Annotated in this window: 21 protein-coding genes; 16 read left to right on the plus strand and 5 right to left on the minus strand. The window is 60.5% G+C overall.

Annotation, left to right across the window (positions count from 1 at the left end; genetic code table 11):
* Positions 1–16 precede the first annotated feature (16 nt).
* Together BLW55_RS01495 and BLW55_RS01500 are read left to right on the plus strand one after the other, a co-directional pair.
* The gene (locus tag BLW55_RS01495; protein WP_090326238.1) at positions 17–754 is read left to right on the plus strand and encodes a vWA domain-containing protein; all 738 of its coding nucleotides are present in this window, start codon (positions 17–19) and stop codon (positions 752–754) included.
* Entirely contained in the window at positions 751–1446 is a 696-nt protein-coding gene (locus BLW55_RS01500) for a DnaJ domain-containing protein (RefSeq protein WP_090326241.1), read from the plus strand. Before BLW55_RS01495 ends, BLW55_RS01500 begins: the two co-directional genes overlap by 4 nt.
* 47 nt (positions 1447–1493) lie before the next feature.
* Here the strand turns inward: BLW55_RS01500 and BLW55_RS01505 are convergent, their stop codons facing one another.
* Positions 1494–2855 carry a D-alanyl-D-alanine carboxypeptidase family protein gene (locus BLW55_RS01505; RefSeq protein WP_244508962.1) on the minus strand — a complete coding sequence of 454 codons (1362 nt, stop codon included), beginning with the start codon at positions 2853–2855 and terminating at the stop codon, positions 1494–1496.
* A 341-nt stretch (positions 2856–3196) separates the two neighbouring features.
* Here BLW55_RS01505 and clpS point away from each other — a divergent pair, with 341 nt between their 5' ends.
* From clpS to BLW55_RS01525, 4 genes are all read left to right on the plus strand, one after another.
* Positions 3197–3526, plus strand: a complete 330-nt coding sequence (gene clpS, locus BLW55_RS01510; RefSeq protein ID WP_007006729.1) for an ATP-dependent Clp protease adapter ClpS — start codon at positions 3197–3199, stop codon at positions 3524–3526.
* A gap of 8 nt (positions 3527–3534) precedes the next feature.
* Positions 3535–5994 carry an ATP-dependent Clp protease ATP-binding subunit ClpA gene (clpA, locus tag BLW55_RS01515; protein ID WP_090326244.1) on the plus strand — a complete coding sequence of 820 codons (2460 nt, stop codon included), beginning with the start codon at positions 3535–3537 and terminating at the stop codon, positions 5992–5994.
* A 110-nt stretch (positions 5995–6104) separates the two neighbouring features.
* The gene (locus tag BLW55_RS01520) at positions 6105–6854 is read left to right on the plus strand and encodes an AzlC family ABC transporter permease (RefSeq protein ID WP_090326246.1); all 750 of its coding nucleotides are present in this window, start codon (positions 6105–6107) and stop codon (positions 6852–6854) included.
* Positions 6851–7201, plus strand: a complete 351-nt coding sequence (locus BLW55_RS01525) for an AzlD domain-containing protein (protein ID WP_090326249.1) — start codon at positions 6851–6853, stop codon at positions 7199–7201. The genes BLW55_RS01520 and BLW55_RS01525 overlap by 4 nt, the downstream gene beginning before the upstream one ends.
* A 1-nt stretch (position 7202) precedes the next feature.
* On the opposite strand, the gene BLW55_RS01530 is transcribed toward BLW55_RS01525, so the two are convergent.
* Positions 7203–7628, minus strand: coding sequence for an HIT family protein (locus tag BLW55_RS01530; RefSeq protein ID WP_007006725.1), 426 nt, complete (start codon positions 7626–7628; stop codon positions 7203–7205).
* Between the two features lie 108 nt (positions 7629–7736).
* Between BLW55_RS01530 and BLW55_RS01535 the strand changes: the two genes are divergently transcribed.
* On the plus strand, positions 7737–8066 hold the full coding sequence (locus tag BLW55_RS01535; RefSeq protein ID WP_025029849.1) for a DMT family transporter: 330 nt from the start codon (positions 7737–7739) through the stop codon (positions 8064–8066).
* A 6-nt stretch (positions 8067–8072) separates the two neighbouring features.
* On the opposite strand, the gene BLW55_RS01540 is transcribed toward BLW55_RS01535, so the two are convergent.
* The 3 genes from BLW55_RS01540 to BLW55_RS01550 form a co-directional block, all read right to left on the minus strand.
* Entirely contained in the window at positions 8073–9200 is a 1128-nt protein-coding gene (locus BLW55_RS01540; protein ID WP_425286769.1) for a GNAT family N-acetyltransferase, read from the minus strand.
* A 131-nt stretch (positions 9201–9331) separates the two neighbouring features.
* Positions 9332–10042, minus strand: a complete 711-nt coding sequence (locus tag BLW55_RS01545; protein ID WP_090326252.1) for a glycerophosphodiester phosphodiesterase — start codon at positions 10040–10042, stop codon at positions 9332–9334.
* Positions 10042–10509 (minus strand): RidA family protein, encoded by a 468-nt coding sequence (locus BLW55_RS01550; RefSeq protein ID WP_007006722.1) that lies wholly within the window; start codon positions 10507–10509, stop codon positions 10042–10044. Before BLW55_RS01550 ends, BLW55_RS01545 begins: the two co-directional genes overlap by 1 nt.
* Before the next feature lie 232 nt (positions 10510–10741).
* Between BLW55_RS01550 and BLW55_RS01555 the strand changes: the two genes are divergently transcribed.
* The 9 genes from BLW55_RS01555 to bamA all read left to right on the plus strand — a co-directional run bounded on the left by BLW55_RS01555 (position 10742) and on the right by bamA (position 20574).
* Positions 10742–11575 (plus strand): cell envelope integrity EipB family protein, encoded by an 834-nt coding sequence (locus tag BLW55_RS01555; RefSeq protein ID WP_090326255.1) that lies wholly within the window; start codon positions 10742–10744, stop codon positions 11573–11575.
* Positions 11576–11737: 162 nt separating this feature from the next.
* Positions 11738–12532 (plus strand): 30S ribosomal protein S2, encoded by a 795-nt coding sequence (rpsB, locus tag BLW55_RS01560; RefSeq protein WP_007006720.1) that lies wholly within the window; start codon positions 11738–11740, stop codon positions 12530–12532.
* Positions 12533–12635: 103 nt separating this feature from the next.
* A complete protein-coding gene (gene tsf, locus BLW55_RS01565; RefSeq protein ID WP_007006719.1) occupies positions 12636–13559 on the plus strand; it encodes a translation elongation factor Ts in 924 nt (307 codons plus the stop codon).
* Between the two features lie 91 nt (positions 13560–13650).
* The gene (gene pyrH / locus BLW55_RS01570; protein WP_090326259.1) at positions 13651–14397 is read left to right on the plus strand and encodes a UMP kinase; all 747 of its coding nucleotides are present in this window, start codon (positions 13651–13653) and stop codon (positions 14395–14397) included.
* Between the two features lie 12 nt (positions 14398–14409).
* A complete protein-coding gene (frr, locus tag BLW55_RS01575; protein ID WP_025029853.1) occupies positions 14410–14970 on the plus strand; it encodes a ribosome recycling factor in 561 nt (186 codons plus the stop codon).
* 129 nt (positions 14971–15099) lie between these two features.
* Positions 15100–15789, plus strand: a complete 690-nt coding sequence (locus BLW55_RS01580; protein WP_244509149.1) for an isoprenyl transferase — start codon at positions 15100–15102, stop codon at positions 15787–15789.
* Positions 15786–16643: a phosphatidate cytidylyltransferase gene (locus BLW55_RS01585; protein ID WP_090326264.1), complete on the plus strand. Its 858-nt coding sequence runs from the start codon at positions 15786–15788 to the stop codon at positions 16641–16643. Before BLW55_RS01580 ends, BLW55_RS01585 begins: the two co-directional genes overlap by 4 nt.
* 194 nt (positions 16644–16837) lie before the next feature.
* Positions 16838–17977, plus strand: a complete 1140-nt coding sequence (gene rseP, locus BLW55_RS01590) for an RIP metalloprotease RseP (RefSeq protein WP_090326267.1) — start codon at positions 16838–16840, stop codon at positions 17975–17977.
* 215 nt (positions 17978–18192) lie between these two features.
* Positions 18193–20574: an outer membrane protein assembly factor BamA gene (gene bamA, locus BLW55_RS01595; RefSeq protein ID WP_007006713.1), complete on the plus strand. Its 2382-nt coding sequence runs from the start codon at positions 18193–18195 to the stop codon at positions 20572–20574.
* Positions 20575–20580 lie beyond the last annotated feature (6 nt).

Here is a 20580-nt window from a genome sequence, read left to right on the forward strand (position 1 = left end):
GCCCATCTTTCTCACTATGAGCGACAAGAAAACGCCTGCACCACACCGCGCCAAAGCCGATCTCACCGCGCCCAGGTCCACTTCGGGCGCGATCGACGCCTTCGTTCGGCATGCCCGTGCCGTTGCGCCGGTACACGGAATGGGCACAGGCCGCCTGATTCTGGCGCTCGACGCGACGATGAGCCGTCAGCCGACCTGGGATCTCGCCTGCAAGCTTCAGGCGGAAATGTTCGACGCAGTCGGCAAGGCCGGTGCACTCAGTGTCCAGCTCGTCTACTTCCGCGGTTTTGGCGAAAGCCGCGCCTCGCGTTTCGTGCGCGATACCGATGCACTGAAAACGCTGATGACAAAGATTGACTGCCGTGGCGGCCACACGCAGATCGGCAAGGTGCTCGCGCATGCGCTGAAGGAGACGGCGCGCGAAAAGATCAACGCGCTTGTCTATATTGGCGATGCCATGGAGGAGAGTGTGGACGAACTTTCCGACAGGGCCGGGCGGCTTGGCCTGAGTGGCGTCCCGGTCTTCGTCTTTCAGGAGGGGTACGATCCCGTCGCAGAGCGCGCTTTCCGTGAGATCGCCCGACTGTCGAAGGGGGCGTGGTTTCGGTTCGATTCACGTTCGGCAGCGGAACTCGGCAGGCTCCTGTCCGCCGTCGCCGTCTATGCAACGGGTGGGCTGAAGGCACTCAGCGATCGCAACCGGCCGGAAGATCGCCGGATGCTGGAGCACCTGCGCGGCGGAAAAGACCGATGACCTTTCCCTTCTTTCTCTTTGGGCTTCTGCTGCTTCTGGTTCTCGGGGGGCTTGCATTCGTCAATGCGAGCCCGAAGCGGGTGGCAGATACACTGCGAATAGCCGGCCCGGCGGTGCTGGCGCTTTCCGGCGTGGTGATGCTTTTTGCGGGCAGGGCGGGAATCGGCGGAATGCTGCTTTCGGCAGCCGCCGCCTGGTTCGGTTCAGCGCGGCTGAGGATGGGACGGGCCAAAACACCTGGCCAGCGCTCAACCGTGCGCTCCGCTGCCATTGAGATGGAACTCGATCACGATAGCGGAAAATTGTCCGGTGTGGTCCTGGCCGGTCGGCACGAAGGACGCCGGCTCGCGGACATGACGCAGGAAGAACTGCTTTCGCTCTACGCCGAGCTCGAACGCGACGAGGAGAGCCTAAGGCTTCTCGAAACCTATCTTGACAGCGAATTCCCCGCCTGGCGCGACAGCACGCAGTCGGATGGCGACCGGGGGGAGGGAGTTGCGCCGGGCACGGGCCCCATGACCGAGGAGGAGGCCTATGAGGTCCTTGGTCTTGAACGAGGTGCGACCGTTGCGCAGATCAGAGAGGCTCACCGCCGCCTGATGCAGCGCCTGCATCCCGACATGGGAGGAACCTCGTCTCTTGCCGCCCGCATCAACGAGGCGCGCGACATTCTGCTGTCCACTCATCACTGAATTCCCGCTACGCGCGACGCTGTCCTGACTCATCTTCAACTCCGGTCTTACTGCTGCACGGCGTAGCAGGAGATGCTTTTCTTCTTGAGCGACGCACAGGCGCCCCATGCATCGGACTTGCTGTCGAACCCGACGAAACGCGCGCGGTGATAGGTGACGCCGCCCTTTTCGAACGTTTCGGTGATCGGCACGGCACGTGCAAGCACCTGACCGGCCTTCTTCTCGGTCTCGGCGAGGAACATGAGGGCTTCGTCTTCACTCGGCATTGATGCGACCTGGATCACCCAGCCACCTGCGGAGGCGCCTCCCTGCGGCTCGGGCGCGGTGGAAGCCGTGGGCATAGGGTCGACCGCCGCAACAGCCGCACGGGGGCGCGGCACGGCAGTGTTCATCACGGCAGCGGCCTTGACCGGGGCTTCCGGCGCGTAGGCCGTCAGCGTTTCGGCTTCCGGACGCTCGGTCGGCAGAGGCACCTGCTTGCCGGGAATCATTGCTGCAAGCGCGGTGCGGGCGCCGCCTGGCGCCTTGGCGATCAGCATGCGGTCCCGCCCGGTGGAGCCCTTGTTCAGGTAGCGCTTGATCAGATCGGCCATGTGCGCGTCGCGGCTGCGCGACGTGCGGCCGCCCAGAACCACGGCGACGATGCTGCGGCCATTTGCCTGCACGGAGCTGGCAAGATTGAAACCGGAAGCGCGGGTATAGCCGGTCTTGATGCCGTCGACGCCGTTGACGCGCCCGAGAAGGCGATTGTGGTTGCCGTAGCGGCGCTTCTTGTAGGTGAAGGAAGTGGTCTGAAAATAGCTGTAGTACTGCGGATAGTGCTCGCGCAGGGCGATGCTGAGCTTGGCCATGTCGCGCGCGGTTGTCTTCTGCCGGCTGTTGGGAAGGCCATGCGCGTTCTTGAACGTGGTGCGGGACATGCCGAGCTGACGCGCTTTCGCCGTCATCATGGATGCGAACTTGGCTTCCGAACCGCCGAGAAACTCGGCAACGGCGGTTGCCGCGTCGTTTGCGGAGCGGGTTACGAGTGCCCGGACTGCCTGATCGACAGTCAGGCTGTCGCCGGGGCGCAGCGCGATGTTCGTCGGTGGCTCGGCCGCCGCATTGCGTGACACGGGGATGCGCGTATCCTTTTTGATGCGTCCGCTCGAAAGGGCCTCGAAAATCATGTAGGCCGTCATCATCTTGGTGAGCGAGGCTGGGTAGCGTGGCGCGTCGGCATTCGATTCGTAAAGCACCTTGCCGGTCTTTGCGTCCATGACGATGCCCGCATATTTGGCGTTTGCGGAAGCCTGCTCCGCCGCGCCCAGCATGACGACACCTGAAACGAAAAGTGCCGTGAGAATCCTGCCTGAGAGCCGCACAAGATTCGCTCTACCCAACAACGCCTGACGCACGATTACACCCATTTGCATCTGGTTTCAGGCCGCGAAGCATCCCCACTCGCTGGCCCATTTCCCATCACCCTATCGGCGTCGGCGTTACCAATCCGTTTATGGTGAGCCATTCGTTGACGGAATTTCTTAACATTGACTCGAAATCGAACGATCTTTCCGGTCAAAGGGTGGCGAAGACGGATCAACTGTCATGATGGCGTAGTTTTGAACGCAAAAGGCTTTCACCCATATTGTCAGGAACGCATAAGGGCTTAAAATTGTCGGAAGGGTACCTACATGTCCCACGTAAGGGCTCGGCACAGGGAATGGAATTTTTGAATATCGGTGAAGCCATGCAGCACGACGCCTGGCGAATGCAGGATGGCGAGGATGACGGTGACAGTTCCGACCGCGGGACTGCGGTCATCACGCGTACGAAAACCAAGACGAAGAAGCCGAGCCTCTATCGTGTGTTGTTGCTGAATGACGATTACACGCCCATGGAGTTCGTCATTCACGTGCTTGAGCGATTCTTCAGGAAGGATCGCGAGGCCGCGACCAGAATTATGCTGCACGTACACAATCACGGTGTTGGTGAATGTGGCGTGTTCACGTTCGAAGTGGCTGAGACCAAGGTGACGCAGGTGATGGATTTCGCCCGGCAGAATCAGCATCCACTTCAATGCGTGATGGAAAAGAAATGAGGTACTGAATGCCGGCTTTTTCCCAAGGCTTGGAGCGGGCACTGCATCAGGCGCTCACCTTCGCCAATGAGCGCCACCATGAATATGCGACGCTCGAGCACCTGCTCCTGGCGCTGATCGACGATTCGGACGCTGCGGCCGTCATGCGGGCCTGCAATGTCGATCTCGATGCGCTCAAGGATACGGTGGTCAAATATATCGACGGAGAACTCGATAACCTCGTCACGGGCTATGACGAGGATTCCAAGCCGACCGCAGGCTTCCAGCGCGTCATCCAGCGCGCTGTCATCCATGTGCAGTCGTCCGGGCGCGAAGAGGTGTCAGGGGCGAACGTGCTCGTGGCGATTTTCGCCGAACGCGAAAGCCATGCGGCCTATTTTCTGCAGGAACAGCAGATGACCCGTTACGACGCGGTCAACTATATCAGTCATGGCATCGCCAAGCGGCCCGGTGGGTCGGAGGCAAGAACGCCCCGCGGTGCAGAAGACGACGACGCCGGCGCACCGGGTGCGGAGGCGGAAGAGGGCGGCAAGAAGAAACAGGCGCAGGACGCGCTCACCGCCTATTGCGTCAACCTCAATGAGAAGGCGCGGGCAGGCCGTATCGATCCTCTGATCGGGCGCGCGCCCGAGATCAACCGCACGATCCAGGTCCTGTGCCGCCGCTCCAAGAACAACCCGCTTTACGTTGGCGATCCCGGCGTCGGCAAGACGGCGATTGCCGAGGGGCTCGCCAAGCGCATCGTCGAGGGCGATGTGCCGGATGTTCTGGCGGACGCGACGATTTTCGCCCTCGATATGGGCACGCTTCTGGCCGGGACACGCTATCGTGGTGATTTCGAGGAACGCCTGAAGCAGGTCGTGAAGGAGCTGGAGGATTATCCCGGCGCGGTTCTATTCATCGACGAAATTCACACGGTCATCGGCGCAGGCGCAACGTCCGGCGGTGCGATGGACGCGTCCAATCTCCTGAAGCCTGCCTTATCGTCCGGCTCGATTCGCTGCATTGGCTCCACCACCTACAAGGAGTTCCGGCAGTTTTTCGAAAAAGACCGTGCGCTGGTACGCCGCTTCCAGAAGATCGACGTCAGCGAGCCGACGGTTGAGGACGCCATCGAGATCATGAAGGGGCTAAAACCCTATTTCGAGGATTTCCATAAGGTCCGCTACACAAATGAAGCCGTGAAGGCGGCGGTGGAACTTTCGGCGCGCTATATCAACGACCGCAAACTGCCCGACAAGGCAATTGACGTGCTGGACGAAACCGGCGCATCGCAAAAGCTGCTGCCGGAATCGAAACGACGCAAGACGATCAACGTCAAGGAAATCGAGGCGACGATTGCCACCATGGCCCGCATCCCGCCGAAAACCGTTTCGGCCGATGACGAGAAGGTTCTGGCGACGCTCGAAGACGAGCTGAAGCGGGTCGTTTACGGGCAGGACGCAGCCATCACGGCGCTTTCTTCGGCGATCAAGCTGGCACGTGCCGGCCTGCGGGAGCCTGAGAAGCCGATTGGCTCCTATCTGTTCTCGGGCCCCACGGGTGTTGGCAAGACCGAGGTCGCGAAACAGCTTGCGGCATCGCTTGGTGTGGAGCTCCTGCGCTTCGACATGTCGGAATACATGGAGCGCCATACGGTCTCGCGGCTGATCGGCGCTCCGCCCGGTTATGTCGGCTTCGACCAGGGTGGCCTGCTGACCGACGGTGTCGACCAGCATCCGCATTGCGTGCTGCTTCTCGACGAAATCGAGAAGGCGCATCCGGATCTGTTCAACATCCTGTTGCAGGTGATGGATCACGGCAAGCTTACGGACCACAACGGCAAGAGCATCGATTTCCGCAATGTGATCCTCATCATGACGACCAATGCGGGCGCATCCGATATGGCCAAGCCAGCCATCGGTTTCGGATCGTCGAAGCGTGAAGGTGACGATATGGAGGCGATCAACCGCCTCTTTACCCCGGAGTTCCGCAACCGCCTGGACGCCGTCATTCCGTTTGGCGCTCTGCCGGTCCCGGTCATTCATCAGGTCGTGCAGAAGTTTGTCATGCAGCTCGAGGCACAGCTTGCCGAGCGCCGCGTCACCTTCGATCTCTCGGAGGATGCCGTCGCCTGGCTTGCCGACAAGGGGTATGACGAACGGATGGGCGCGCGTCCTCTTGGACGTGTCATTCAGGAGCATATCAAGAAGCCACTCGCAGACGAGGTGCTTTTCGGCCGGCTCAAGAAGGGCGGTACGGTCCGCGTAACCGTCGAGAAGGACGATACGGGTGAGAGCCGCATGAAGCTTGACGCCGTGCCCGACGATGCGCCGATCAAGCCGCGCGAGGAGGTTCCGGCCAGGAAGAAGGCGAAGCCGGCTGCCAGGAAAACGCGCAAGCCCAAATCGGCTGCCAAACCCAAGGCGCAAAAGCCCAAGGATCCGCCCAAGCGCAGCCTCGTGCCGCAATTGCCGCGCAAGAGCTGATAGCCGGAAACGGTTCTCGAGTGGACTAATTTCGAAGGCGTGGGTGTCCCAAGCACCCACGCCTTCGTCGTATCGCCCACCGGGCAGGGCTGTGCTAGGTCGTTGGAGCTATGAGTGAGAATGCGACAGCCGAATCGAGCAGCGAAGAAAGCCACTTTGCCTGGTATCTGCGGGGCGTGCGGCGCTGCTTCTCGATACCGGGCCTGGTGCTGGTAAGCGCGTTCATCGGGTTTGCCGGCCTTGCGCGAGAAGCCGGGCTTACGCTTCCCCAGACCGTTTTCATGACGGGCGTTGTCTGGGCCCTGCCTGCACAGGTCGTTCTGGTCGGCGCGGTTCTGGCGGGCAACAGTCTGATCGCCGCAGCCTTCGCTGTCGCCCTTTCATCAGTTCGTCTGGCGCCAATGGTTGTTGCCTTGACGCCGGAAATGCGTACGCCCGGAACCCGAAAATGGGTTCTCTACGTCCTTTCCCACTTTGTCGCGATCACCTCCTGGGTGCTCGCCATGGAAAGTTTCAGGCATGTACCGCGCCATCTGCGGACGGCGTACTACACCGGTATAGGTTCCACGCTCATTCTGGTGAACATGGGCGTGGTCGCAACCGTCTTCCTTTTGGCTGAAAGCCTGCCCGTGCAGGTGACGGCAGCGCTGTTCTTCCTGACGCCGATATATTTTCTGACCTCGCTATGGGGGTCGGCACGCGAACGGGCAGGGCATGTGGCAATGATCCTGGGGCTGGCGAGCGGGCCGGTGTTCCATATTGTCCTGCCGGGCTTCGACCTGCTCGCTGCCGGCGGCGTGGCAGGGGGCGCCGCCTATATCTGGCACCGCTCGCGTGTGAAGCGGGAGATGGGCAAGTGAGTTTCGACGCGTTCGATGCCTGGTGGTGGCCCTATCTGTTCATCCTGCTTGCCGGCTGGCTGGCAACGGATTTGTGGCGCTATCTCGGTGTCTACCTCGGAGGCAAAATGTCTGAGGAATCAGACATTCTGGTCTTTGTGCGCTGTGTTGCGACGGCGCTTGTGGCTGCCGTCATTGCCAATCTCATCGTTTTCCCAAGTGGCGCGCTTGCCGATTCCCCTCTTGTCCTGAGGGTGGGTGCGGCGATTGCAGGGTTCGCCGCCTATCTTCTCGCCCGCAAACAGATTCTCGCCGGAATCGTTGTTGCCGAAACCGTTCTTTTGACCGGGCTTTACCTGATCGGTTGACCTAAAGCTGGGATCGGATTTTTTCAGCCTGTTCGGCGAGCACCGCCTGATCCGCCATCTCGCCGGTGTGCGGGCGCAGTGCAACGCCTTCAAAACGCGGGATGATGTGGACATGCAGGTGAAACACGACCTGACCGCCGGCCAGTTCATTGAACTGCTGGATGGTCACGCCATCCGCATCGAAGGCTGATTTTGCGGCGCGGGCAAGCTTCTGGACTGTGCGCATCACCGCCGCGAGGCTGTCTGCATCGACATCAAGAATGTTGCGTGAGGGCTTCTTCGGTATGACGAGACAGTGGCCATCGCCGCGCGGCATGATGTCCATCAGCGCAAGGGTCTCGTCATCCTCATAGAGCTTGTGAGAGGGCAGTTCGCCGCGCAGGATTTTTGCAAATACGTTGTCGTTGTCATAGGCGGCACTGGTCATAGGAACCTCTTGTGTCAGGCAATTGCCGCCGCATTTTTCTGCGCTAATGTCCGGGCCGTCAACTCCCGGTGTTGAGTGATTCGTAGCGTTATCCAGAAGGTGCAGACCGTGACCTATCTTTATCTGATCGTTGCCATTCTTTTCGAGGTGGTGGCGACGACGGCACTCAAGCAGACCGAGGGGTTCACGCGCCTCATGCCGTCTCTGGTCACGCTCATCGGCTATGCGGTTGCCTTCTTCTTCCTTTCGCTCACGCTGCGCACCATGTCGGTCGGCATTGTCTACGCACTCTGGTCGGGTGCCGGCATCGTGTTCATCACCGCCATAGGCTGGCTCTGGTTTCAGCAGGCGCTCGACGCTCCGGCGCTTTTTGGCGTCGGGCTCATCATCGCCGGCGTTCTGGTGATCAATCTCTTTTCGAAATCGGTCATGCACTGAAGCCCATCAGCCTTTGCGGAACGGTGTATGGGCCTCCAGCATGTGGCTGATTTCCGCCACGTCCCGGCGTTCCATTTCCAGATATTGCGCCACCGCGCGCCGCAGGCCCGGGTGGGGAATATAATGGGCCGACCGGGTGGTGACGGGCTCATAGCCGCGCGCGAGCTTGTGTTCGCCCTGTGCGCCGGCCTCCACACGCGTCAGTCCGCGGGCAATGGCAAACTCGATTGCCTGATGGTAGCAGACCTCGAAATGCAGGAAGGGGTGATGTTCGACGCAGCCCCAGTTCCGGCCAAACAACGTGTCTGAGCCAATGAAGTTGATCGCGCCAGCAATGTAGCGGCCATTCCTGCGGGCCATGACGAGCAGGATGTCGTCGGCCATCCGCTCGCCGATAAGGGAAAAGAACCGGCGGTTGAGATAGGGGCGCCCCCATTTGCGGCTTCCAGTATCGGCGTAAAAGCTGAAGAAGTCGTCCCAGACGGATTCTGTCAGATCCGCTCCCGTCAGCCAGTCGATTTCGATACCATTTTCGAGCGCGGTACGACGCTCTTTTTTCAGCGCCTTGCGCTTGCGTGAAGCGAGTGTGGCAAGAAAGTCGTCGTAGTGACCATAGTCACGATTGAAAAAGTGAAACTGCTGATCGGTGCGCATCAGAAACCCCGCGCGGTCCAGCGCGGCGATGTCGTCGTCTGTCGCGAAGGTGACATGCGCCGACGAAACGCCCAGCCGGTCCGTCAGGGTCTTGATTCCTTCCGCCAGTGCCTCGCGCACGGCGCGGGATGATGCTCCCTCGCGCACAAGGAGGCGCGGACCGCTCGCAGGCGTGAAGGGTATCGACACCTGCAGTTTTGGGTAATAGCGCCCGCCGGCACGCTCGAAGGCATCCGCCCAGCCATGATCGAAGACATATTCACCCTGGCTGTGAGATTTGAGATAGCACGGCACCGCCCCCAGAAGCGTGCCGTCTGCCGCGCGCAGAAACAGATGCTGCCCAAGCCATCCGCTTTCGCGCACCGCGCATCCACTGTCTGCCAGACTCGACAGAAACGCGTATGAAACGAATGGGTTGTAGGGTGAACCCGTTCCGTTCCGACGCGCCCCGGAAAGAGCTGCCCAGTCAGCCTCTGGCATATCGGCGAGTGACGGTGAAACCGTCAGCGTCACGTCGCCCGACATTGGCGTGTTGGTTTCTGTTGCAGTCATATAGCTTAACTAAGCGTCCGCCGGGTGCGGCTTCAAGAGGTTGCGAACGCTTGGCGCAGTCAGGGTGTGAAACCTTCGAACGTCATCTGATCGGCATAAGCGAAGGTGCGCTTGACGGCCTCGCGATCCCGCACCGTCCATGTGATGACAGGCATGGAGAGGCGTTCACGCACGAATGCGACAAACGGGTTCGGTAGCTCTTTGACCGCGTAGGAGACGAAAGAGATGTCATGCGCCAGCATGGAAAAATGCGCTTCCATGGCCTCCGGTGCGGTGCCTTCGGCCGTCAGGCCGCACGGTAGTCCGGGTGCCAGTCGGGAAAACTGGCGCACTAGTCGATGCTCGAACGACATGAGTGCCACGGGGCCCGAATACCCCTCAAGCGTCTCAGCGACACGGGCAACGAGCGCGTCGTCATGGCCCTCGGAGCCCTTGAGTTCGATCACCAGCGGCACGCGACCGGCCACCAGGTCCAGCATTTCACGAAGGGTCGGCACATGAGCGGCGGTATCGCCGACCTTCAGCGCGCTCATTTCCGCCGCCGTCTTTCCGGCAATCGTCCCGTCCTGACCCGTCAGGCGGCGCAGTGCATGATCGTGAAAGACCATGGGCACCCCGTCGGATGACAGATGCACATCGCATTCGATGGAATAGCCGGCATCGGCCGCCGCCTCAAAAGCCGGGAGCGTGTTCTCCCAGCGCGTGTTGTTCATGTCGTGAAGACCGCGATGCGCGATGGGCCGTGCCGCCAGCCAGTCAAGATCGGGCATTACGCGGCAACCTCGATGATGGCATCGATCTCGACGGGCGCGTTCATTGGCAGTGATGCCATGCCGACGGCTGCGCGTGCATGGCGTCCCCGGTCCCCAAGCGCCGCCACGAGGAAATCCGAAGCGCCGTTGGCTACCAGATGCTGGTCGGTGAAGTCCGGCGTCGAGGCGACATAGACGGAGATGCGCACCACACGCTTGATCCGTTCCAGGTCGCCAAGCGCGGCACGCGCCTGTGCCAGCACATTGACCGTGCACCATTTGGCGGCGAGCTTGCCCGCTTCGGTTCCCAGTTCACGCCCCAGAAGGCCCATGGCCATCAGCTTGCCATCCTTGATGGGCAGTTGCCCCGAGGTCATCAGCAGCGAACCGGTCTGGACATAAGGCACATAGTTTGCAACCGGCGCTGCCGCTTCGGGCAATTCGACACCCAGTTCCAGCAGTCTTTTCTCGATTTTAAGTGCCATATTGCTCTCCCGGCATTTTATAAGATTCTGGATGCGGCAACTCCGCCGCGCAGGCGGAACTAAACGTCAGTTGCAACACTTTCGCAATCGAATCTGCGCTCAAGGGGGAATGTGCCGCAGCGGCAGAGGTTGCATATTTGCCTCGCTTCCGCCACGACTCTCGTTCAAACGGGAACCATCCAGACGGTCACGACACGCTGCGACCGTAATAGCCGAATTCCGGAGGTCGTTCATGCGCTCATTGCGCCTATTTGCCTTGGCCCTGCTCTTCGTTCCGATTGCGGGGCCGGGTGTTGCCCTGGCCGCACCAAAACTGCTGCCACATCGGGCCGTCTACGACCTTTCTCTGGAACAGGCGAGCGACCGTTCCGGCATCAACGGCATTACCGGGCGCATGGTCTACGAGTTTGCAGGCTCCTCCTGTGAGGGCTACACGACCACCTTCCGCTTCGTCATGCGGCTTGAAACGGACGAGGCATCGCGGCTTTCCGATCAGCAGACATCCACCTATGAGGACGGCAGCGGAAAGGTCTTCCAGTTCGTCAACAAGATGTATCTCGACAACGCGCTCGACCGGGAAGTGAAGGGTGTTGCCCGCCTCGGCGACGGCGAAACACTTGTGGAACTTTCAAAACCCGAACCTCGCAGCGAGACGCTTGAGAAGACGCAGTTCCCGGTTCAGCACATGAAAGAGGTGCTGGCAAAGGCCGAATCCGGCGGCGGATTTTACCAGACCACGCTTTATGACAGCTCCGAGGATGCTGACCGCGTCATGATCACGTCCGTGACCATCGGAGGGCCAAAACCGATCGGAGAGGACGAAGCGGAACGTTCGGCCGCGGCGCCGCTCGCGAACCAGTCTTACTGGCCGGTGAGCATTGCCTATTTCGATCCGACGCAGGAGCGCGGCGAGGCATTGCCGGATTACGAGATCAGCTTTCTTTTGCATGAAAGCGGCGTCACGCGCAGCCTCGACATGAACTATGGCGAGTTCTCGATTCGCGGCCAGCTTGTCGATCTGACCATGTTCGATGAGACGAAAGAGGCGCGCGATTGCGCTGATTAGGCCCTTTCGCCGGCCAAACGCTTGCATTCTGCGCCATAAGCTTCTATATGCGCGCGCATTCCACACACGGATCTTGGTTCCGGTCGGGAGACATCCGGCCAGCGCCTCCGGTGGCGGTTTCCGCCTGACGGTCCGTGGAGGTTCAACCGGAAAGGATAACGAATGGCACTGCCCGATATCAGCATGCGCCAGCTTCTGGAAGCTGGTGTTCACTTTGGTCACCAGACCCACCGCTGGAACCCGAAGATGTCCAACTACATCTTTGGCGCCCGCAATAATGTTCACATCATCGACCTGAGCCAGACCGTGCCGCTGATGCACCAGGCGCTGAAGGCTGTCTCCGACACCGTCGCCAAGGGCGGCCGCATCCTGTTCGTCGGCACCAAGCGTCAGGCATCCGAGATCGTTGCCGATTCTGCCAAGCGTTCGGCACAGTATTATGTGAACGCCCGCTGGCTTGGCGGCATGCTGACCAACTGGAAGACGATTTCCAACTCGATCCAGCGTCTGCGCAAGCTCGACGAACTGCTCGCTGCCGATGCCCAGGGCTTCACCAAGAAGGAGCGCCTGAACCTTGAGCGCGAGCGCGAGAAGCTCGACCGTGCCCTCGGTGGTATCCGCGACATGGGCTCCACGCCGGACCTGATGTTCGTGATCGACACCAACAAGGAAGCGATTGCCGTTCAGGAGGCCAAGCGCCTCGGCATTCCGGTTGTCGCCATTGTCGATTCGAACTGCGATCCGGACGTTGTCGACTACCCGATCCCGGGCAACGACGATGCCGCACGTGCGCTCGCTCTTTACTGCGATCTCGTTGCCAAGGCGGCAATCGACGGCATTGAGCGCCAGCAGGGTGCTCTCGGCCTCGATATCGGCGAAGCAGTCGAGGCTCCGGCAGAACCGACCCTCGACGATGAGGCCGCAGCGCCGGCAGCAGAAGAAAACAAGGACGCCTGATAAGCGCCGTTCCGAAAATGTGGGGCTGAGGCTCCGCGGCGGCCGCGCGGCAGACAGGAAGCTACGCGGCCGTTTTTGTTAGAAGATTTATGAAGAGGCGACGATGAGCATTACAGCAGCAATGGTCAAGGAACTGCGCGAGAAGAGCGGCGCAGGCATGATGGACTGCAAGACGGCCCTGACCGAGAACAATGGCGACATGGAAGCAGCCATGGACTGGCTGCGCAAGAAGGGCATCGCCAAGGCCGACAAGAAGGCCGGCCGCACGGCTGCCGAGGGCCTGATCGGCGTTGCATCCGACGCCAACAGCGCCGTTGTCGTCGAGGTCAATTCCGAGACCGACTTCGTTGCCCGCAATGACGCGTTCCAGGCACTGGTCAGCAACATTGCGACCGTTGCACTCGGCACCGACGGTTCCATCGACGCTGTCTCGTCGGCGACCTATCCCGCGACGGGCAAATCCGTCGCCGACACGGTGAAGGACGCCATCGGCACGATTGGTGAAAACATGACGCTGCGCCGCTCGGCGAAGCTGTCCGTGGAGAATGGCGCCGTCGCAAGCTACGTCCACAATGCCGTGACCGACGGTCTTGGCAAGCTTGGCGTGCTGGTGGCGATTGAGACGACCGGCAATGCCGATGCTGCCCGCGCCTTCGGCCGTCAGGTTGCCATGCATGTTGCCGCGACCAATCCGCTGGCTCTGACCGAGGCTGATGTCGACCCGGCAGCCGTTGCCCGTGAGAAAGAGATTTTCTCCGACCAGGCGCGCCAGTCGGGCAAGCCGGAAAACATCATCGAGAAGATGGTTGAAGGCCGTCTGCGCAAATTCTTCGAGGAGGTTGTCCTCCTGAAGCAGGCATTCGTGATGAACCCGGATCTGACTGTCGAGAAGGCGCTGGCCGAAGCTGAAAAGGAAATCGGCGCTCCGGCAAAGATCGTCGGCTTTGTCCGCTTCGCACTCGGCGAGGGTGTTGAGCGCGAAGAGACCGACTTCGCGGCTGAAGTGGCTGCTGCTGCAAAGTCGTAAGACGGGCGAATAACTGTTTGAAGACAAAGGGCGCCGCGTGACAACGCGGCGCCCTTCGTGTAACGCAGGGTCAAATTTGGAGACTTTGAAGATGACCGAGAAACGCTATCGGCGTGTTGTCCTGAAGGCATCCGGCGAAGCACTGATGGGCGAGCAGGGGTTCGGCATCGATGTTTCGGTCGTTGACCGCATCGCCCGCGACATTCTGGAAGCGCGCAGGATTGGCGTCGAGGTCGGCGTGGTTATCGGCGGCGGCAATATTTTCCGCGGCGTTGCCGTGGCCTCCAAGGGCGGCGACCGGGTTACCGGGGACCACATGGGCATGCTCGCAACCGTCATCAACTCGCTGGCGCTGCGCACCTCGCTGGTGAAGATGGGGGTTGATGCGGTGGTGATGTCGGCCATCGCTATGCCGGAGCTTTGCGAAAGCTTCTCCCAGCGCCAGGCCATGAGCTATATGAATGCCGGGAAGGTGGTGATTTTCGCTGGCGGCACCGGCAATCCGTTCTTCACCACGGATTCGGCAGCAGCACTAAGGGCAGCCGAGATCGGCGCGGACGCACTTTTCAAGGGGACGCAGGTCGACGGCGTCTATTCCGCCGATCCGCGCAAGGATCCGAGTGCGACGCGCTACGAGCGCCTGAGCCACGCGCGGGTGATCCGTGATGGGCTGGCCATCATGGATACTGCTGCGATTGCTCTTGCGCGTGAGAACCACATTCCGATAATCGTTTTCTCGATTCACGAAGAGGGCGGATTTAACGCCATCTTGAAAGGCGGCGGGCATTGCACCATCGTGTCCGATGACGCCGAACCAGAACAGCGTGCCGGTGCGTAAGGAGATTTAATGATGGCGGACGGCGTTGATTTCAAAGATCTGAAGCGTCGCATGGACGGGGCGACAACCGCGTTCCAGCACGACCTTGCTTCGCTGAGAACTGGCCGTGCTTCGGCCAACCTTCTCGATCCCATCCATGTGGAAGCCTATGGCTCGCCCATGCCGATCAACCAGGTCGCGACGGTTTCCGTGCCGGAGCCGCGTATGATCTCTGTCGCGGTCTGGGATCAGAGCATGGTCAATGCCGTGGACAAGGCGATCCGCGAATCCAATCTCGGATTCAACCCAATCGTGGACGGTTCGACGCTGCGCATTCCGCTTCCTGAGCTCAATGAGGAGCGGCGCAAGGAACTGGTGAAGATCGCCCATCAATACGCCGAGAGCGCCAAGGTCGCCGCGCGCCATGTGCGCCGCGATGGCATGGAACATCTCAAAAAGGCCGAAAAGGACGGCGATATCAGCCAGGACGAACTGCACACGCAGTCCGATCAGGTGCAGAAAATGACGGATGACACGATCTCCGCCATCGACAAACTCCTGACTGACAAGGAAGCTGAGATCATGCAGGTCTAGCGGACCGCTTTCAGCGCTTTCCCGGTTTTCGGACGCGGAGAAAAGGGCTGGAAACGGCAGGGCCGCTGAAAAGCTGCTTGAGAGGCGAGGGGAGACTGCCAGTTGAAGCCGGCGCATGTAGCCATCATCATGGACGGAAACGGTCGCTGGGCCGAAGCGCGGGGCCTGCCGCGCCGGGCCGGTCACCGTGCCGGCGTGGAGGCGCTGCGCAATGCCGTGCGTTCGGCTGGCGAACTGGGCATCAACTGGCTCACCGTCTACGCTTTTTCGTCTGAAAACTGGTCGCGGCCGCGATCCGAGGTCAACGACCTCATGGGGCTTTTGCGGCTGTTCATCCGACGCGACCTTGCCGAACTGCATCAGAATGGCGTTCGCGTCCGCATCATTGGCGACCGCGAAAACCTGGAGAACGACATCAGGTCGTTGTTGCTCGAGGCCGAGAACCTGACAGCGGAAAACACCAGCATGAACCTGGTGATCGCCTTCAACTACGGCGCGCGCGACGAGATATTGAGGGCGGCAAAGGCACTGATGCACGACGTGCAGTCCGGTAGAATCGGAGCCGACGAAGTCGATCTCGATTCGTTCGGCGGCTACCTCGATACGGCCGGCATCCCCGATCCCGATCTGATCATCCGCACGAGCGGCGAGCAGCGCCTGTCGAACTTCCTGCTCTGGCAGGCGGCCTATGCCGAGTTTGTTTTCCTTCCGTGCCACTGGCCGGATTTCGGCCGCGCCGATCTGGAGACAGCCATCGCCACCTTCAATGCCCGCGAGCGCCGCTTCGGCGGCGTCGGAGCGCGCGAAGCCGTCCTATGAGCGGGCGTGGGGAGGAGGGGGCGCCGTCACCCCGCCCGGGGCGCAGTAATCTGCAGTTGCGGATTGTCTCGGCGATCGTTCTGGGTCTCGTCGTTCTCTTGATCACCTATCTTGGCGGGTTGCCGTTTCGTTTGATGTCGGCGGCCGTGGCCGGCGCGATTTTCTATGAATGGTGCTCCATGCGCCCCGGTCCCGGCGTGCATACGGCCTTTGCCGGCGCGCTGCTGGCCGGGGTCATGCTTGTGATGATTCTCGGTCAGCCCGCGACAATCCTGTTTCTTGTCCTTGCGGCTGCCCTCTTGGTGCTCGCCCTGCACGGCTGGATGTCCGGTGCCGGGCTGGGAACGGTTGCAGGTCTCGGCTATGCGGCCGCCCCCGCACTGGCGCTCGTGCATTTGCGCGCCGATGACCAGTCGGGACTGTTTGCGATCCTGTTTCTGTTCGCTGTGGTGTGGACCACCGATGTCATGGCCTATTTTACCGGACGTACTCTCGGCGGAGCGAAACTCGCGCCATCCATTTCCCCCGGAAAGACGTGGAGCGGCGCTGTCGGCGGCACGGTGTTCGCCGTTCTTGCCGGAGGGGCTTTTGCGTTTCATGAGAATGCGGTCCACGGCGTGCTGCTGATTGCCTTGATCGCGCTCGTGCTCGCCGTGATTTCTCAGATCGGCGATCTTTTCGAATCGGCCCTGAAACGGCGCAGCGGGGTGAAGGATTCCAGCAATCTCATCCCCGGTCATGGCGGCGTTATGGATCGCGTGGACGGGCTGATGGCGGCTGCACTTGCCCTCTATCTGCTGGCTGCTCTTCTCGGCGGGGCGGAATCCCCGGCTCACGCCCTTTTCAACTTTTGAGGAAACCGTAACCATTTGCCTTGGATCGGCCGCGATGGCATGGAGTGTGGGGAAGTCGGGATTCGGGAGGCTCTTCTGCGGCGCGCGACCGTGTTAACCGGCAACTTATTGGAACAATGCTGCAGACCTTCTGAGAGTCGTGAAGACCTTCCAGATTGATGCGCTGAAGCACACTGTGATCGAATGAGAACGACGTGACCGATTTTCTTGCCTCCATCTTCAGCACGAACGGCCTGCTGGTCGGGACGATCATCCCGTTCCTGTTCGTTCTGACCGTGGTCGTCTTCGTTCATGAGATGGGACACTATCTCGTCGGTCGCTGGTGCGGCATTGGTGTGAAGGCGTTTTCGATCGGTTTCGGGCCCGAGCTTTTCGGTTTCAATGACAGGCACGGTACGCGCTGGAAACTGTCGGCCATACCGCTCGGCGGTTATGTGAAGTTTACCGGCGATATGTCGGTCACCAGCACGCCCGACAACGAATCAACCGGGCATCTGTCGCCGGAAGAGCTGCGGGTCGCCTTCCACACCCAGCCGGTGTGGAAGCGCGCGGCAACCGTGTTTGCTGGTCCGTTCTTCAATTTTCTTCTGACCATTACCGTATTCGCGGTCATGTTTGCGGGTTTCGGCCGGTATGTCATGGAGCCGATGGTCGCCGAAGTGCGCCCGGACACTCCCGCCGCCGTTGCCGGCTTCCAGCCGGGGGACCGGTTTGTTTCGGTCGACGGAAGCCAGGTTCGCACCTTCGGCGATGTCCAGCGTATCGTTTCTGGCCGCGCGGGCGACGAACTGTCCTTCGTTGTCCGAAGGGGCGATGAGGAGTTGACCCTGACGGCGACGCCGGATCTCCTCGAACAGAAGGATGCCTTGGGAAACACGGTGAAGATCGGCATTATCGGCGTCGTCAACGATCAGGAGACGGGACAGCCGCGCCTGATCGAATTCGGGCCGTTGGAGGCGCTTGGCGAGGCGGTGCGTGAAACCGGCTATGTGATTTACCGCACCGGCCAGTTTCTCAAGCGTTTCGTAGCCGGCCGGGAAGATCGCTGCCAGCTCGGCGGCCCGGTCAAGATTGCAGACATGGCCGGAAAGGCCGCGCAACTCGGGTTCGAATGGCTGGTGCAACTTGTTGCATTATTGTCAGTCGGGATAGGCGTTCTTAATCTTTTGCCCATTCCCCCCCTTGATGGCGGGCATCTGGTGTTCTACGCCATAGAAGCTGTGATGCGCCGTCCCGTGTCCGAGAGGGTCATGGACGCGGTTTACCGTGTTGGTCTGTTCGCCGTTCTCGCATTCATGGGGTTTGTTTTTTGGAACGACCTGTTTGGGTGCTAGGGAGGCTCGGGAAGGCAAAATGTGTAAAAATTGAGACGATATTTACCATGGCTTCGATTTTGGCGTGATGCGAATGCCACTAAGCGGTGGTTCGTAAACGCAAATTAACCAGAAGGCTTGCGTGTAGGGAAAATCTGGCTATTAGGTTAGCTGCTTTGCAGGATTGTTCCTATTTCTCGCTGCGGGGACAAAGAGAATAGAGGTTTTCAGGCCCAATGAAGGCATCTTCGAGCTTTAAGAACGCCGTTTCGGCAGTGGCCCTTTCGGCGGGGTTGGCGATGACGGGGACGATCGCCGTTGAGCTGGCCGCAATGGAGGTGGCGCATGCTGCCACGGTCAGCCGAATCGAGGTGCGTGGAAACCGTCGCGTCGACGCGGAAACCATTCGCAACTATATCAGCATCCGTCCGGGGCGTTCGTTCTCGCAGGATGATGTGAACGATGCGGTGAAGCGCCTGTTCGCCACCGGTCTGTTCGCCGACGTGTCGATCAATCAGTCCGGCGGCACGCTGATCGTTACGGTCGAGGAATATTCGATCGTCAATCAGGTGATTTTCCAGGGCAACAAGAAGATCAAGGACGCTAACCTGGCGCGCGCCGTCCAGCTGCAGCCACGCAAATCCTTCTCCAATCAGGCGCTTCAGGCTGACGAAGAGACCATTCGTGAGGCCTATCGGCGCATCGGTCGTGATGACGCGACCGTCAGCAGCCGTACGCAGGAACTCGAGGATGGCCGCGTCAATGTCATCTTCGAGGTGCAGGAAGGCGGCCGTACGAAGATCGCGGCAGTCAACTTCGTCGGCAACAACGCATTCCGTGATGGCCGTCTGAAGGACGTGATTTCGACGAAGCAGTCGAATTTCCTTTCCTTCCTGCTGCGCAACGACATCTACGACGACAACCGTCTGCGTGCAGACGAAGAGACCCTGCGTCGCTTCTACTACAATCGTGGCTATGCCGATTTCCGCGTCATTTCCGCGACTGCCGATCTCGACGAGACCGAGAACGCCTACACACTCACCTTCACGGTGGAAGAGGGCGAGCGCTATCGCTTTGGCAATATCGACGTTGAAAGCACGATTTCCGGCATCGACCCGGAGACCCTTCGCTCGCAGATCGAAACCCGTCAGGGCAGCGTCTACAGCGCGAAGAATGTCGAAGATTCCATCATTGCCCTGACAGAGCACGTCGCCGGCATGGGCTATGCCTTCGCGCAGGTCACGCCGCGCGGCAACCGCAATTTCGAAACCCGCGAGATCGATGTCGTCTATTCGATCGACGAGGGACCGCGCGCCTATATCCAGCGCATCGAAATCCGCGGAAACCAGCGCACCCGCGACTATGTGATCCGCCGCGAATTCGACCTGAGCGAGGGCGATGCCTTCAACCAGGTGCTGGTGCAGCGTGCCAAGCGTCGCCTTGAAGCGCTCAACTTCTTCCAGACGGTCAACATCTCGACCGTGCCGGGATCGCAGCCCGATCAGGTTGTCCTGGTGGTTGATGTGGTCGAGAAGTCGACGGGTGAATTCTCCATCGGCGCCGGTTATTCGACCAGCGGCGGTGTCGACAGCAGCGGTGGCTTCTCCGTGGAAGGCTCCGTTACGGAGCGCAACTTCCTTGGTCGCGGTCAGTATGTCCGCGTTGCTGCCGGCGGCGGCAAGAACTCGCGCGATTACTCGTTCTCGTTCACCGAGCCATATTTCCTTGGTCGCCGCATCTCTGCAGGTTTCGACGTTTATCGCCGCACCCGCAAGTTCGACGACAAGTATGAGCGCGACACGACGGGTGCGACGGTCCGCTTCGGCCTGCCGATCACCGAGGCGCTGTCAACGCAGCTCGCCTACAACCTCTCCCAGGAGGAATATACGGGCATCGGCAACTGCGCGAACCTGAACGACGGGAATCCCGCCAACGACGCCAATTGTAACCTCGCTCCGGCGCTCGTCGAAGCGATCGGTCAGGAGAAGTGGATCAAGTCGTCGGTCAGCGGTTCGCTGATCTACAACACGATCGACGACATGAAGAATCCGCATTCGGGTCTTTATGCGAACCTGACGCTTGAGGTTGCCGGTCTTGGTGGCGATGCCAAGTTCATCAAGGCCACCGCGCGCAGCACCTATTACCACACGCTGTCGGAAGAGCTTGATCTGGTCGGCCTGTTCACGGTCGGCGCCGGTCACATTCAGGCGCTTGATGGCGATCTCCGCGTGTTCGATCATTTCTCGAGCAGCGATCGCATCATTCGCGGCTTTGATTACAACGGCATCGGCCCGTATCAGAATTCGACGGGTGGTGGCATCGATCACATCGGCGGCAAGACCTATTTCAACGCTTCCGCCGAAGCCCAGTTCCCGTTCCCGATCCTGCCCGAGAGCTTCGGCCTTCGCGGCGCGGTCTTCGCCGACGCCGCCACGCTCTACGGCAGCGACGTTGCCGGCGCGATCGGAACCGATCTGCAGTGGCGCGCCTCCGTGGGCGCCGGCCTGATCTGGGCTTCGCCCTTCGGTCCGCTGCGTGTTGACTATGCTTACCCCGTCCTGAAGGAAGAGACGGACGACGTGGAGCATTTCAACTTCGGTATTTCGACACGCTTCTAGCCGTTG

Source organism: Nitratireductor aquibiodomus, assembly GCF_900105565.1.
Taxonomy (GTDB): Bacteria; Pseudomonadota; Alphaproteobacteria; order Rhizobiales; family Rhizobiaceae; genus Nitratireductor; species Nitratireductor aquibiodomus.

What these genes read in the sequence shown, in the direction of transcription:
- BLW55_RS01495 (WP_090326238.1), top strand. Translation starts at nt 17, where the DNA reads ATGAGCGACAAGAAAACGCCTGCACCACACCGCGCCAAAGCCGATCTC.
- BLW55_RS01500 (WP_090326241.1), top strand. Translation starts at nt 751, where the DNA reads ATGACCTTTCCCTTCTTTCTCTTTGGGCTTCTGCTGCTTCTGGTTCTC.
- BLW55_RS01505 (WP_244508962.1), bottom strand. Translation starts at nt 2,855, where the DNA reads ATGGGTGTAATCGTGCGTCAGGCGTTGTTGGGTAGAGCGAATCTTGTG.
- clpS (WP_007006729.1), top strand. Translation starts at nt 3,197, where the DNA reads ATGCAGGATGGCGAGGATGACGGTGACAGTTCCGACCGCGGGACTGCG.
- clpA (WP_090326244.1), top strand. Translation starts at nt 3,535, where the DNA reads ATGCCGGCTTTTTCCCAAGGCTTGGAGCGGGCACTGCATCAGGCGCTC.
- BLW55_RS01520 (WP_090326246.1), top strand. Translation starts at nt 6,105, where the DNA reads ATGAGTGAGAATGCGACAGCCGAATCGAGCAGCGAAGAAAGCCACTTT.
- BLW55_RS01530 (WP_007006725.1), bottom strand. Translation starts at nt 7,628, where the DNA reads ATGACCAGTGCCGCCTATGACAACGACAACGTATTTGCAAAAATCCTG.
- BLW55_RS01540 (WP_425286769.1), bottom strand. Translation starts at nt 9,200, where the DNA reads ATGCCAGAGGCTGACTGGGCAGCTCTTTCCGGGGCGCGTCGGAACGGA.
- BLW55_RS01545 (WP_090326252.1), bottom strand. Translation starts at nt 10,042, where the DNA reads ATGCCCGATCTTGACTGGCTGGCGGCACGGCCCATCGCGCATCGCGGT.
- BLW55_RS01550 (WP_007006722.1), bottom strand. Translation starts at nt 10,509, where the DNA reads ATGGCACTTAAAATCGAGAAAAGACTGCTGGAACTGGGTGTCGAATTG.
- BLW55_RS01555 (WP_090326255.1), top strand. Translation starts at nt 10,742, where the DNA reads ATGCGCTCATTGCGCCTATTTGCCTTGGCCCTGCTCTTCGTTCCGATT.
- rpsB (WP_007006720.1), top strand. Translation starts at nt 11,738, where the DNA reads ATGGCACTGCCCGATATCAGCATGCGCCAGCTTCTGGAAGCTGGTGTT.
- tsf (WP_007006719.1), top strand. Translation starts at nt 12,636, where the DNA reads ATGAGCATTACAGCAGCAATGGTCAAGGAACTGCGCGAGAAGAGCGGC.
- pyrH (WP_090326259.1), top strand. Translation starts at nt 13,651, where the DNA reads ATGACCGAGAAACGCTATCGGCGTGTTGTCCTGAAGGCATCCGGCGAA.
- frr (WP_025029853.1), top strand. Translation starts at nt 14,410, where the DNA reads ATGGCGGACGGCGTTGATTTCAAAGATCTGAAGCGTCGCATGGACGGG.
- BLW55_RS01580 (WP_244509149.1), top strand. Translation starts at nt 15,100, where the DNA reads ATGGACGGAAACGGTCGCTGGGCCGAAGCGCGGGGCCTGCCGCGCCGG.
- BLW55_RS01585 (WP_090326264.1), top strand. Translation starts at nt 15,786, where the DNA reads ATGAGCGGGCGTGGGGAGGAGGGGGCGCCGTCACCCCGCCCGGGGCGC.
- bamA (WP_007006713.1), top strand. Translation starts at nt 18,193, where the DNA reads ATGAAGGCATCTTCGAGCTTTAAGAACGCCGTTTCGGCAGTGGCCCTT.